This is a genomic window from Pseudomonas extremaustralis (assembly GCF_900102035.1).
Lineage (GTDB): Bacteria > Pseudomonadota > Gammaproteobacteria > Pseudomonadales > Pseudomonadaceae > Aquipseudomonas > Aquipseudomonas extremaustralis.
Genome location: NZ_LT629689.1, coordinates 1,190,374 through 1,203,957 on the forward strand (window position 1 = coordinate 1,190,374; position 13,584 = coordinate 1,203,957).

At 63.6% G+C, this 13,584-nt stretch carries 12 protein-coding genes; 6 read left to right on the forward strand and 6 right to left on the reverse strand.

The features are described from left to right. Window positions 1–3 precede the first annotated feature (3 nt). The 6 genes from BLR63_RS05850 (at window position 4) to BLR63_RS05875 (ending at window position 4,952) form a co-directional block, all read left to right on the forward strand. Window positions 4–666: an amino acid ABC transporter permease gene (locus BLR63_RS05850; protein ID WP_010564618.1), complete on the forward strand. Its 663-nt coding sequence runs from the start codon at window positions 4–6 to the stop codon at window positions 664–666. Further along, a complete protein-coding gene (locus BLR63_RS05855; RefSeq protein ID WP_010564619.1) occupies window positions 663–1,445 on the forward strand; it encodes an amino acid ABC transporter ATP-binding protein in 783 nt (260 codons plus the stop codon). The genes BLR63_RS05850 and BLR63_RS05855 overlap by 4 nt, the downstream gene beginning before the upstream one ends. A gap of 14 nt (window positions 1,446–1,459) precedes the next feature. Beyond that, window positions 1,460–1,849: a RidA family protein gene (locus tag BLR63_RS05860; RefSeq protein WP_010564620.1), complete on the forward strand. Its 390-nt coding sequence runs from the start codon at window positions 1,460–1,462 to the stop codon at window positions 1,847–1,849. Between the two features lie 106 nt (window positions 1,850–1,955). After that, window positions 1,956–2,720, forward strand: a complete 765-nt coding sequence (locus BLR63_RS05865) for an IclR family transcriptional regulator (RefSeq protein ID WP_010564621.1) — start codon at window positions 1,956–1,958, stop codon at window positions 2,718–2,720. Window positions 2,721–2,730: 10 nt separating this feature from the next. After that, the gene (locus tag BLR63_RS05870; RefSeq protein WP_010564622.1) at window positions 2,731–3,939 is read left to right on the forward strand and encodes an amino acid deaminase; all 1,209 of its coding nucleotides are present in this window, start codon (window positions 2,731–2,733) and stop codon (window positions 3,937–3,939) included. Between the two features lie 104 nt (window positions 3,940–4,043). Next, window positions 4,044–4,952 carry a sugar kinase gene (locus BLR63_RS05875; RefSeq protein ID WP_010564623.1) on the forward strand — a complete coding sequence of 303 codons (909 nt, stop codon included), beginning with the start codon at window positions 4,044–4,046 and terminating at the stop codon, window positions 4,950–4,952. Window positions 4,953–5,068: 116 nt separating this feature from the next. Here the strand turns inward: BLR63_RS05875 and BLR63_RS05880 are convergent, their stop codons facing one another. The 6 genes from BLR63_RS05880 to BLR63_RS05905 form a co-directional block, all read right to left on the reverse strand. After that, entirely contained in the window at window positions 5,069–5,344 is a 276-nt protein-coding gene (locus BLR63_RS05880; RefSeq protein WP_010564624.1) for a peptidylprolyl isomerase, read from the reverse strand. A 49-nt stretch (window positions 5,345–5,393) separates the two neighbouring features. Further along, window positions 5,394–7,550, reverse strand: coding sequence for a PAS domain-containing protein (locus BLR63_RS05885; protein WP_010564625.1), 2,157 nt, complete (start codon window positions 7,548–7,550; stop codon window positions 5,394–5,396). A 137-nt stretch (window positions 7,551–7,687) separates the two neighbouring features. Further along, complete coding sequence (locus BLR63_RS05890) at window positions 7,688–9,646, reverse strand: acetoacetate--CoA ligase (RefSeq protein WP_010564626.1); 1,959 nt, start codon at window positions 9,644–9,646, stop codon at window positions 7,688–7,690. 64 nt (window positions 9,647–9,710) lie between these two features. Beyond that, window positions 9,711–10,484 (reverse strand): 3-hydroxybutyrate dehydrogenase, encoded by a 774-nt coding sequence (locus BLR63_RS05895; protein WP_010564627.1) that lies wholly within the window; start codon window positions 10,482–10,484, stop codon window positions 9,711–9,713. A 7-nt stretch (window positions 10,485–10,491) separates the two neighbouring features. Continuing rightward, window positions 10,492–11,883, reverse strand: a complete 1,392-nt coding sequence (locus BLR63_RS05900; RefSeq protein WP_010564628.1) for a GntP family permease — start codon at window positions 11,881–11,883, stop codon at window positions 10,492–10,494. A gap of 295 nt (window positions 11,884–12,178) precedes the next feature. Beyond that, entirely contained in the window at window positions 12,179–13,576 is a 1,398-nt protein-coding gene (locus BLR63_RS05905; protein ID WP_010564629.1) for a sigma-54 interaction domain-containing protein, read from the reverse strand. Between the last annotated feature and the right edge of the window lie 8 nt (window positions 13,577–13,584).

The window sequence follows — 13,584 nt, forward strand, 5'->3', positions numbered from 1 at the left end:
CCCATGTACCAATCCCCCAGCTGGCTGCATGAGTTGTGGATCGCCCGGGACACCCTGTGGGCCGGCTTCCAGACCAGTGTGTATGTGTCGGCGCTGGCGATTATCTTCGGCACCCTGATCGGCATCGTCGCCGGGCTGATCCTGACCTACGGCAGATTCTGGATGCGCGCGCCGTTCCGGCTGTATGTCGACCTGATCCGTGGTACGCCGGTGTTTGTGCTGGTGCTGGCGTGTTTCTACATGCTGCCGGCGCTCGGTTGGCAGATCAGCGCGTTCCAGGCCGGTGCCGTCGGGCTGACGCTGTTCTGCGGCTCCCATGTCTCGGAGATCGTGCGCGGCGCGCTGCAAGCCATTCCCCGTGGGCAACTGGAAGCGGGCAAGGCGATCGGCCTGACGTTCCCACAGTCCCTGGCCTACGTGCTGCTGCCCCAGGCGCTGCGGCAGATCCTGCCGACCTGGGTCAATTCCTCCACGGAAATCGTCAAGGCCTCGACCCTGCTGTCGGTGATCGGCGTCGCCGAGTTGCTGCTCAGTACCCAGCAGGTGATCGCGCGCACCTTCATGACCCTGGAGTTCTACCTGTTCGCAGGCTTTATGTTCTTTGTCATCAACTACGCCATCGAGTTATTCGGGCGCTACATTGAAAAGCGGGTGGCCTTGCCATGAACCAACCTCAAACGACCCAACCGCTGCTGGATATCCGCGGCCTGCGCAAACAATACGGCGCGGTGGAAGTGCTCAAGGGTGTCGACCTGTCCATGCAGCGCGGCAACGTGGTGACGTTGATCGGCTCCAGCGGCTCGGGCAAGACCACGCTGCTGCGCTGCGTCAACCTGCTCGAAGAGTTCCAGGGCGGGCAGATCACCCTGGACGGCGAGTCCATCGGCTACCGCGAAGTCGCCGGCAAACGCATTCGCCACCCCGAGCGTGTGATCGCCCAGCACCGTGCGCTGACCGGCATGGCGTTCCAGCAGTTCAACCTGTTCCCGCATTTGACCGCGTTGCAGAACGTCACCTTAGGCTTGTTGAAAGTTAAGAAGATGCCTAAGGACGAAGCCGTGGCCTTGGCGGAAAAATGGTTGGATCGTGTAGGACTCCTAGAACGTCGCAATCATTTCCCCGGTCAGTTGTCCGGCGGCCAGCAACAGCGCGTGGCGATTGCCCGTGCGATTGCGATGAACCCCAGCCTGATGCTGTTCGACGAAGTCACCTCGGCCCTCGACCCCGAACTGGTGGGCGAAGTGCTCAGCGTGATCAAGGGGTTGGCGGAGGAGGGCATGACCATGTTGCTGGTCACCCACGAAATGCGCTTTGCCTATGAAGTGTCGGACAAGATCGTCTTCATGAACCAGGGGCGCATCGAGGAACAGGGTTCGTCGAAGGACATCTTCGAACGGCCGCAGTCGCCGCGCCTGGCGGAATTTTTGAAGAATATTCGTTTTTAATCAGGAGCATATTTATGAGCATTACTCGTTACGGCACCGGCAGCACCGCCGGCGGCGGCCAGCCCCGTCCTTTCGCCCGCGCGGTGGAGGCGGACGGCTGGCTCTATGTCTCGGGCCAGGTGCCGGCGATGGACGGCGAAATCATCAATGGCGGGATCGTCGAGCAAACCCGGCAGACCATGCGCAACGTGGTGGCGATCCTCGAAGAGGCCGGTTACGAACTCAAGGACGTGGTGCGCGTCGGCGTGTGGCTGGAAGACCCGCGGGACTTCTGGAGTTTCAACAAGGTGTTCGGCGAATACTTCACCCCCGAACACGCCCCGGCGCGTGCCTGTGTGCAGGCGAACATGATGGTCGACTGCAAGGTGGAGATCGATTGCGTGGCCTACAAGAAAAAGGGCTAAATGCCCCAATCTCAAGACCACATCCGATCAAAGTGTGGGAGGGGGCTTGCCCTCTCCCACAAGGGATCACCGTGCAGCACATCTCTTTCAGCGGACCGAAACTTCCATGACCGAAGACACCATCAAACGCCGCGCCAAAGGCCTGGACCGTGCATTCGATATTCTCGATTTTCTCAAGGAGGTCGGCCAACCCCTGCGCCCGAATGATATTGCCAGTGGCATCGGCAGCCCCAAGTCCACGGTCTACGAGTTGGTCGCTTCCCTGCTGGAGCGCCGCATCCTGGAGACCGTGGGCAAGGACGGGCACGTCTACCTCGGCCGCCAGTTGTACTTTCTCGGCCAGGCGCACCTGCGCCACTTCGACCTCTCCCGCGAGGCCGATCATGCCCTGCAGGAAATCGTCAGCCAGACCCACGAAACCGCGCAGATGTGCCTGCTCAACGGGCGCAAATACACGGTGGCGCTGATGCGCGAAGGCGAGCGGCATTTCCGCATTTCCTCGGACATCGGCGAAAACGCACCGATTCCGTGGACCGCTTCCGGGCGCCTGTTGCTGGGGCATTTGAGCGACCAGCAGATCGTCGACCTGATCGACCCTGACGACTTCATCCTGCCGGATGGCGAGCGCCTGGCGCTGGACACCTTCCTCGCACAGATCCGCCAGGCCAGCCTCGATGGGTTCTTTTCCTTCGACAGCGTGGCCGACACCTTCACCCATTGCTTCGCCGCCCCGGTACGGGACGCGCAGGGCGTCAGCATTGCGACGTTGTGCATCGTCGCCCCACGGGCCGATGCGCTGAAAAACTACAACGACTATCGCCGGGTGTTGATCGAAAGCGCCAACAACCTGGCCCGTCGCATCAACGAATAGGAGCTATTGCATGTCTGCCATCAATGCCGTTGAAAAGGGCGCCGCTGCCGTCGGCGCCCACTTGGTCCGTGACGTCAGCCTGCCGGCCCTGGTGCTGCACCGCGACGCCCTGGAACACAACATTCGCTGGATGCAGGATTTTGTCCGCCGCAGCGGCGCGGAACTGGCGCCCCACGGCAAAACCAGCATGATGCCGGCGCTGTTCCAGCGCCAGATCGCCGCCGGCGCCTGGGGCATCACCCTGGCCAATGCCGTGCAGACCCGCGCCGCCTATGCCGGTGGCGTGCGCCGTGTGCTGATGGCCAACCAACTGGTGGGCGCGCCGAACATGGCGTTGATCGCCGAGTTGCTGGCCGACGCGGATTTCGACTTCCACTGCCTGGTCGACCACCCGGACAACGTCGCCGAGCTGGGCCTGTTCTTCGCCGCCCGTGGTTTGCGCCTGAACGTGATGATCGAATACGGCGTGGTCGGCGGTCGTTGCGGCTGCCGCAGCGAGCAGGACGTGCGCGAGCTGGCCAAGGCGATCAAGGCCCAGCCGGCCCTGGCCCTGACCGGTATCGAAGGCTACGAAGGCGTGATCCACGGCGAACACGCCATCAGCGGCATCCGCGACTTCGCCGCCAGCCTGGTGCGCCTGGCCGTCGACCTGCAAAACAACGGCTCGTTCGATCTGCCCAAGCCGATCATCACCGCGTCGGGTTCGGCCTGGTACGACCTGATCGCTGAATCCTTCGCCGCGCAAAACGCCGCCGGCCGTTTCCTCAGCGTATTGCGCCCCGGCAGCTACGTGGCCCATGACCATGGCATCTACAAGGACGCACAGTGCTGCGTGCTCGAGCGTCGCAACGATCTGCATGAGGGGTTGCGTCCGGCCCTGGAAGTCTGGGCCCATGTGCAATCGCTGCCGGAGCCGGGGTTTGCGGTGATCGCCCTGGGCAAGCGCGACGTCGCCTACGATGCCGGATTGCCGGTGCCGCTCAAGCGCTACCGGGCCGGGATTGTGCCGGCGCAAGGCGATGATGTCACCGCGTGCACCGTCACCGCCGTGATGGACCAGCACGCGTTCATGACCGTCGCGCCCGGCGTCGAGTTGCGCATCGGCGACATCATTGCCTTCGGCACATCGCACCCTTGCCTGACCTTCGACAAGTGGCGGATCGGTTGCCTGGTGGACGAGCAGTTGCAGGTGATCGAGTCGCTGCCTACCTGCTTCTAGATCGCGCCGGCTCTATCGCGAGCAAGCCCCCTGTGTGAACACATTCAAAGGTGGGAGCGGGCTTGCTCGCGATGGGGCCATCAGCCTCACCGGAGACAACAGGTATGAACACCAAACCCCGCATCGCCCTCATCGGCGAATGCATGATCGAACTGCAACACCGCGCCGACGGCAGCCTGCAACAAAGCTTCGGCGGCGACACCTTGAACGCGGCGGTGTACCTGCGCCGCGAATTGGGCGATGTCGGTACGGTCGACTATGTCACGGCCCTGGGCGATGACAGCTTCAGCGATGCCATGTGCCAACAGTGGCGCGCCGAGGGCCTGGGGCTGGGCATGGTCCAGCGCCTGCCCGGACGTTTGCCTGGCCTGTATTGCATCCAGACCGACGCCAACGGCGAACGCAAATTCCTCTACTGGCGCAACGAAGCCGCGGTGCGCGACTGCTTCACCACGCCGGCGGCGGTGCCGATCCTGGCGGCGCTGGCGGGTTACGACGTGGTGTATTTCAGCGGCATTACCCTGGCGGTGCTGGGGGAAATGGGCCGCGAGCGCTTACTGCACGCCCTGATCGAAACCCGTCGACGCGGCGGCACAGTGGTGTTCGACAACAACTACCGTCCGCGCCTGTGGGCCAGTCTGGATGTGGCGCGCGCGGCCTATCACCAGGTGTTGGCCGAGGTGGATATGGCCTTGCTGACCGAGGACGACGAGTGCGCGTTGTTTGGTTATACCGACAGCGAGCAGGTGTTCGCCGCGTACCCGGCGATTGCCGAGGTGGTGCTCAAGCGCGGCGCGGATGCCTGTCTGATCCGCTGCGACGGCGAACGCTTTGCCGTGCCGGCGCTGAAGGTCGAGACGGTGGTGGACACCACGGCGGCGGGGGATTCGTTCAGTGCGGCGTACCTGGCCGCTCGGCTCAAAGGCGCTTCGCCGCAGGAGGCTGCGAAGGCTGGGCATCGGTTGGCCAGTCGGGTGATTCAGGTGCCGGGGGCGTTGATTCCTCGAGGGTGAATGGCCGCCTGTGGCGGATCGGGAGCAAGCCCCCTCCCACAATGAACCGCATTTCACCTGGAGGAACGTGGTTCATTGTGGGGGCTTGCTCCCGATAACGGCCTCAAGCCAAACACTCAATCGCGATAAAACACCTGCACCAAGTGATACCCGAACTTGCTCTTGATCGGCCCGTGAACCACTTTCACCGGCTTCTTGAAGATCACCGCGTCGATCACCCCCACCATCTGCCCAGGCCGCACTTCACCCAGATCGCCCCCACGCTTGCCCGACGGGCAGGTGGAGTATTTCTTGGCGAGCACATCGAAGGCTTCGCCCTTGGCGATGCGCTGCTTGAGTTGTTCGGCTTCTTCGCTGGTTTTCACCAGGATATGGCGGGCTTGGGCTTTCATAACGTTCTACCAGGTGTGCGACGGCGCGCGATTATGCCTGAACTGATCCTTAAACGCTGATCATGCTGCGGATTTTGGTGGCCAGCAGGTCGATGGAAAACGGCTTGGCCACCATGTCCATGCCGTCCTCCAGGAAGCCCTGGCGCTCGGCGGCTTTCTGCGCATAACCGGTCATGAACAGCACCTTGAGGCCCGGGCGGTACTGGCGGGCGATTTCCGCCAGTTGCCGGCCGTTCATACCGGGCAGGCCGACGTCGGTGACCAGCAAGTCCACGCGCAGGTCCGATTCCAGCAGCGGCAGCGCCGTGCGAGCATCGGCGGCCTGGTGGGCGGTATAGCCGAGTTCGTCGAGGACATTGACCACCAGCATGCGCACCGCCGGGTCGTCCTCGACCACCACCACCGCCTCGCCGGCCATTGCCATGGGCGCTTCGCCCAGATGGGACGGGGCGTGGCTTTGCAGCGCGGTGCCGTGCAGGCGCGGCAGGTACAGGCGCACGCAGGTGCCCTGGCCCGGTTCGCTTTGAATGGTCACATGCCCGCCGGATTGCTGGGCAAACCCGTAGATCATCGACAACCCCAGGCCGGTGCCCTGGCCGATGGGTTTGGTGGTGAAGAACGGGTCGAAGGCCTTGGCCAGAATCTTCGGCGCCATGCCGCTGCCGTTGTCGCGCACGCCCAGCATCACGTAGTCGCCGGCCTTGACCGGTTCGAGGGTGGTGATGTCGGTGCCATCGAGGTAGCTGTTGGCGGTTTCGATCAGCAGTTGGCCGCCGTCGGGCATGGCGTCGCGGGCATTGATCACCAGGTTGAGCAGGGCGTTCTCCAGTTGGCTGGCGTCGGTGTTCACCGGCCAGATGTCGCGGCCCAGTTGGACCTTGAGCTCGATGTGCGCGCCTTTGGTGCGCCGGAACAGGTCCTCCAGGGACACCACCAGTTGATTGGGGTCCAGCGGGCGGCGGTCCAGCGACTGGCGCCGTGAGAACGCCAGCAGGCGATGGGTGAGGGCGGCCGCGCGATGGGCGGAGGACACAGCGGCGTCGGTAAAGCGGCCGATCTCCTCGCTGCGCCCGGCGGCGATGTAGCGCTGCATCAGGTCCAGGCTGCCGATGATGCCGGTGAGCATATTGTTGAAGTCATGGGCGATGCCGCCGGTCAACTGGCCCACCGCTTCCATCTTCTGTGCATGACGCAGGGCGTCCTCGGCGCGCTCGCGTTCGAACATCTCGTTTTGCAGGCGCAGGTTGGCCTCGGCCAGCGCCTGGGTGCGCTGGGCTACTCGCTCTTCGAGGTTCTCATTGAGGTGGCGCAGGGCCTGTTCGGTGTTCTTGCGTTCGGTCAGATCCAGCGCCGCGCCCAGGAAGCGCGTCGGGCGGCCGTGCTGATCGTTGTAGCAGCGGCCACGGGCGAAGACCCAGCGCACCTGGCCGTCGGCGTGCTGCAGGCGATATTCCTCGGCGTATTCGCTGCCGTGGGTGATGCAGTGCTTGATGCTGCGCGCCACCATGCCCCGGTCTTCGGGGTGCACGCCGTTCAGGTAGTCGCTGATGGGCAGGCGCCCGGCGTCACTGGGATCGACGCCGTGCAGGGCGGCGAAGTGGGCGTCGGCGATAAAGCGATCTTCGCCGATGTTCCAATCCCAGGTGCCCACCGCGTCGGTGGCGGCCAGGGCCAGTTGCAGGCGTTGTTCGGAATTGTGCTGGGCCTTGAGGCTGTCTTCGGAACGCTGTTGCAGTTCCTGGGTTTTGCTGCGGCGTTCGTTGGTTTCGATGGCGGTGACCAGAATGCCGGCCACCTGGCCGCCCTCGTCGCGGATCGGGCTGTAGGTGAGGTCGAGCCAGATCTCGGTGTCGCGGTTATTGCGCTGCAGCACGAAGGGCTGCTCGGTGAAGGTGCGCACCTGGCCGCCGAGGACGGCGTCATAGACCGGCGCGGTAAAGCTTTCCAGCTCCGGCCAGGTGGCATGCGCCGGCTGGCCCAGTGCGCCGGGGTGCTTGTTGCCTGCCAGTCGGGCGAAGCCGTCGTTGTAGAGTTGGATGAGTTCGCGGCCCCACAGCAACAGCATCGGCATCGGCGAGTTGACGACGATATCTACGGCTGTGCGCAAGCTTTGCGGCCAGTCATTGGCCTCACCGAGCGGGCTTTGTGCCCAGTCCAGCCGCGCAATCAATGCAGCGGCTTCGCTACCGGTGGATGTTCCATTCATGAAAAAAGCCCTGAGCGTGACGCTTTGAAAATGACAACAGCGGATTATCCCGGGACCCGGGAACGGCTGACTACCCCTCGAAAAATAGCACGCATTGGGGTTTTGTCTTCAAATGAGCGGCTCAAGGCTGAAACCTTTCACCTCTCGGCAAGCTCAGGTCGATCGCGAAATTGCGCCAGGGCCTGCGGGTTTGCCAGCGCGTCGGTGTTTTTCACCGGTTCGCCATGGACCACATTGCGCACGGCCAGTTCGACGATCTTGCCGCTGATGGTGCGCGGGATATCGCTCACGGCGAGGATCTTCGCCGGCACATGGCGTGGCGTGGTGTTGGCGCGGATCACCTGGCGGATCTGGTGTTCCAGGGCATCGTCCAGCGTGATGCCGTCCTCCAGCCGCACGAACAGCACCACGCGCACGTCGTCCTGCCAGCGCTGGCCGATGGCAAGGCTTTCCAGGACCTGGGGGACTTTCTCCACCTGGCGATAAATCTCGGCGGTGCCGATGCGCACACCGCCGGGGTTGAGTACCGCATCGGAGCGCCCGTGAATCAACAGGCTGCCGTTGGGCCGCTGTTCGGCGTAGTCGCCCTGGGCCCACACGCCGGGGAACTGGCTGAAATACGAGGCGCGCAGCTTGGCCTGGTCTGCGTCGTTCCACAAACCGATGGGCATGGCCGGGAAGTGCCGGGTGCACACCAGTTCGCCTTTTTCCCCGACCAACGGGTGACCCTGGTCGTCCCACACCTCGATGGCCATCGCCAGGCTCTTGCACTGCATTTCACCGCGACGCACCGGCAACACCGGGTTGCCGATCACAAAGCAGGAGACGATGTCAGTGCCGCCGGACATCGACGACAGGCACAGTTCGCCCTTGATCTCGCGGTACACGTAATCGTAGCTCTGGGGCGACAGCGGCGATCCCGTGGAAATCAGGCCCTTGAGGCTGCCCAGGTCATGGCTCAGGCGCGGTTGCAGCCCGGCCTTTTCCAGGGTGGCGAGGTACTTGGGGCTGGTGCCGAACACGTTGATCCGCTCCGCGTCGATCAGGTCGATCAAGCGCTCCGGCCCGGGATGAAACGGCGAACCGTCATACAGCACCGCTGTGGCGCCGAGAGCCAGCACCGACACCAGCCAGTTCCACATCATCCAGCCGCAGGTGGTGTAGTAGAACAGGCAGTCCTTGTCGGACAGATCGGCGTGCAGGCCGTGCTCCTTGAGGTGGGTGAGCAGCACGCCGCCAGTGCCGTGGACAATGCATTTGGGCACGCCGGTGGTGCCGCTGGAATAGAGGATGTACAGCGGATGGTCGAACGGCACAGCGACGAAGTCCGGTGCGCCGCCGGGGGTGTAAAAATCGTTCCACAACGCGACGCGGGCCTGGGTGCGGTAGTCGTCGATGCGCGCCTGGGGCCGGGTATACGGCACGATGATCAGCTGTTGCAGGGACGGCAGGCGTTCGAGGATTTCATTCAGTTTGGCGCTCTGGTCGATGTCCTTGCCGGCATAGCGATAGCCGGCGCAGGTGATTAGCACCTTGGGTTCGATCTGGCCGAAACGGTCGATCACGCCCTGGGTGCCGAAGTCCGGCGAGGAACATGACCAGATTGCGCCCAGGCTGGTGGTGGCCAGCATGCCCACCAGGGTCTGCCAAGTGTTGGGCATGCATGCGGCGACCCGGTCGCCCACCCCTACACCCGCGGCCCGCAGGCTGTTTTGCAGGCCGGCGACATGGGCGGCGAGTTCGGCATAGGTCAGTTGTTCGCGCTGGCCGTCTTCCGCGATGGCGACCACGGCGGGGTGGTCGTCGCGACGGCGCAACAGGTGTTCAGCGAAGTTCAGGGTCGCGCCGGGAAACCACTGGGCGCTGGGCATCTCGGCGCCTTCGATCAACGCGGTGGTGGGCGGGCTGCGAAACTGCACGTCGAAGAACGCCACAATCGCCTGCCAGAAGTCGCCACGCTGGTCGATGCTCCACTGGTGCAGGGCCGGGTAGTCGTTCAGTTGCACGCCGTGGCGATCATTGATAAAGCGCCGGAACCGGTCCATCCGTGTCGCGCGGATGCGTTCGGGGGAGGGTTGCCAGAGAATCTCGGACATCAGCAAAGTCTCTTGTTCTTATGACCTGTAGGAGCCCGGCTTGCCGGCTCCTACAGGTTTGGGTTTATTGGGCCAGCCAGCCGCCGTCGATGTTCCATGCCGCGCCGCGCACTTGGGCGCCGGCTTCGCTGCATAAAAACAGCACCAGCTCGCCCAGTTGCGGCGGTGTGACGAACTCCAGCGACGGTTGCTTTTCCGCCAGTAGATCATGTTGTGCCTGCTGCGGGTCGACGCCGTTGGCCGCGCGATCGTCGATCTGCTTCTGCACCAGCGGCGTCAGCACCCAGCCGGGGCAGATCGCGTTGCAGGTCACGTTGCTGGTGGCGGTCTCCAGGCCCACCACCTTAGTCAAGCCGATCACGCCATGCTTGGCCGCCACATACGCCGCCTTGCCCACCGAACCGACCAGGCCGTGCACCGAGGCGATATTGACGATGCGTCCCCAGCCCTTGGCCTTCATGCGCGGCAAGCTCAGGCGCGTGCTGTGGAACACCGAGGACAGGTTGATCGCGATGATCGCGTCCCAGCGCTCCACCGGGAACTCTTCCACCGCCGCCACATGCTGGATGCCGGCGTTGTTCACCAGAATGTCCACGCCGCCGAACTCGCGCTCGGCATAGGCGAACATGTCGGCGATCTGCGCCGGGTCGCTGACGTCCGCCGGGTGATGCCCGACCTTGCCGCCGAACGCCTGCACTTGGGCGATCACCGCGCTGGCGTCGCCAAAGCCGTTGAGGATCAGGTTGGCGCCGGCTTTTGCCAGGCTCAGCGCTATCCCCAGGCCGATGCCGCTGGTGGAGCCGGTGACCAGGGCGGTCTTGCCATTCAAGTTCGTCATGAAAACCTCACACAATGCCAGTGGCGTAGAAAGTACCGATCACCACGAACACCGCGAGGGTCTTGATGATCGTGATGCCGAAAATGTCCTTGTAGGCTTCGCGGTGGGTCAGCCCGGTGACCGCCAGCAGGGTGATCACCGCGCCGTTATGGGGCAGGGTGTCCATGCCGCCGCTGGCCATGGCCGCGACCCGGTGCAGCACTTCAAGGGGGATATTGGCCGCATGGGCCGCTGCAATGAAACTCTCGGACATCGCCGCCAGGGCGATGCTCATGCCGCCGGACGCCGAGCCGGTGATGCCCGCCAGCAGGGTCACGGTGATCGCTTCGTTGACCAGTGGGTTGGGGATGCCCTTGAGCCAGTCCGCTAGCACCAAAAAGCCTGGCAGCGAGGCGATCACCGCACCGAAGCCGTATTCCGATGCGGTGTTCATCGCCGCCAGCAGCGCACCGCTGACCGCACTTTTACTGCCTTCGGCGAGCTTGCTTTTGATCGCCGACCAGCCGAACACCAGCACCATGATGATGCCCACCAGCAACGCCGCCTGCACCGCCCAGATCGCGGTGAGCTTGGCGATGTCGGTGGTCACCGGCGCGCTCATGCCCGGCAGGCTGAGGCTGTGGGTCTTGCCGTACCACTGTGGAATCCAGTGGGTGAACAACAGGTTCATCACCCCCACCAGAATCAGCGGCGACAGCGCGATCCAGGGGTTGGGCAAGGTCAGGTTCTCGGCGGTTTCCGGCTCGTTGCGCAGCTCGGTGCCGTAGCCTTCACCGGCCCGTTGCGCCTTGTTGCGCTGGCGCGCCAGGTAAAGCATGCCGGTGCAGAACACGAAGAGCGTGCCTATCAGCCCCAGCCACGGCGCGGCCCAGGCGGTGGTGTTGAAGAACGTGCTGGGGATGATGTTCTGGATCTGCGGCGTGCCGGGCAGGGCGTCCATGGTGAACGAGAACGCACCGAGGGCGATGGTCGCCGGGATCAGGCGCTTGGGGATATCGCTCTGGCGGAACATCTCCGCCGCGAACGGGTACACCGCGAACACCACCACGAACAGCGATACGCCGCCGTAGGTGAGCAGGGCGCACACCAGCACAATCACCAGCATCGCCTGGCGCGTGCCGAGCAGGCGGATCGCCGCCGCCACGATCGAGCGCGAAAAGCCCGACAGCTCGATCAGCTTGCCGAACACTGCACCGAGCAAGAACACTGGGAAATACAGCTTGATGAAACCGACCATTTTCTCCATGAACACCCCGGTAAACGCAGGGGCGACCGCAGAAGGATCGGTGAGCAGCACAGCGCCGAGGGCGGCGATGGGGGCAAACAGGATAACGCTATAGCCACGGTAGGCAGCCAGCATCAGCAGCGCGAGGGCTGCCAGGGCAATGATCACACTCATGGTGTGTCTCCATCGGATTGTTATTTTTGTGGGGTGAAGCGGTGGGGAAGGGCCATAGCGAGATGCGTGCCATGTTTGCAATTTATTGATTTATATAGATATTTCTTAGTATTCGGAACAGGGTTGCCGGGTGTGTCTCGATATCGAGACAAGCCGGGAACCCATGTGGGAGGGGGCTTGCTTCCGATAGCGGTGTGTCAGTCGGCAAATGCGTTGACTGGAACACTGCTATCGGGAGCAAGCCCCCTCCCACAAGGAATGTCTCTGTCTGGAGAATGGTGTCTCTGTTTGGAGATCAGGCGATGCCCAAGGCGACCATCTTCTTGTACAAGGTCGACCGGCCAAGCCCCAACTGCCTGGCGGCGTGAACCACATTCCCACCGCCGGCCTCGAGCGCCGCCGCGATCACCTGCCGGTCGAAGCGCTCCCGCGCGGCGGCGAAGGTCTCGCCCTCGACGGTCTGCACGTCGCTGCGCGTCACCGGGCTGAACGTGCCGATGGCCGCGCGAATCTCGGCGGCGTTCAGCACCAGGTCATCGCTCAACAACGCCGCGCGTTCCAGCACGTTACGCAATTCACGGATATTCCCCGGCCACGCATGTTGGGCCAGCAACGCCAGGGCCTCGCGGTCCAGCTCGTGGTGGCTGTGCAGGTCCTCGAGGATCGCCTCGCTCAGCGCCGGAATATCCTCCAGTCGTTCACGCAACGGCGGCACCTGGATCGGCAGCACATTGAGCCGGTAATACAGGTCGGCGCGAAACTCGCCGCGCTTGATCGCCGCTTCCAGGTCCATGGACGTGGCGGCAATCACGCGCACATCGCTGTGCAGCATCTCGTTGGAACCCACCGGCTCGAATTCCTTCTCCTGCAACACCCGCAGCAGTTTGCTTTGCAGCGGCAGGGGCATGTCGCCGATTTCGTCGAGGAACAACGTACCGCCCTGGGCGATCTGGAATTTGCCCGGACGGCCCTTGCGGTCGGCGCCGGTGAACGCACCTGGCGCTGTGCCAAAGAACTCGGCTTCGAGCAGGTCATGGGGGATCGCGGCGCTGTTGATGCTGACGAATGCCTTGTTCGCGCGGGGCGATGCGCCGTGAATCGCCTGGGCCAGCAACTCCTTGCCGGTGCCGGTTTCCCCCAGCAGCAACACCGGCGACTCGGCACTCGCACTGCGCCGTGCGCGGCGTTTGACTTCCAGGCTGGCGGCGCTGGTGCCGATAAAGTGCGCGAAGTTGTACTTGCTCTGGCGCTTGCGCAGCAGCGAACGGGTGGACGCCAGTTCCTGCTGCATGCTCAGGTAACGCTCGATCAGCGGCGACAGGTTGCGCAGTTCATCGAACAGCGCAAAGCCGATGGCGCCGATCACCGCGCCCGCGTCGTTGTGGATCGGCAGGCGCATCACCACCAGCGGGCCTTTGGGCGTGTCCTGGATATCCAGCAGGATCGGCTGGTCGGTGCGCACCACCTGGCGCAACAGGCTGTTGGAAATCACCTGTTCGCAGGGCTGGCCGATGGCCTCATCGGCGCTTTTGAGACCGAAGCGTTTGGCGTAGCGCTCGTTCATCCAGACGATATTCGCGTCGCGGTCGACAATCACCGTGCCTTCGCTGGACTGCTCGATGATCTCGAACAGAGACCGGATCGCCAGGCCGCGAACCTGTTCGTAATCCTTGAGGCTATCGGTGATGTTCATGTTCTCGC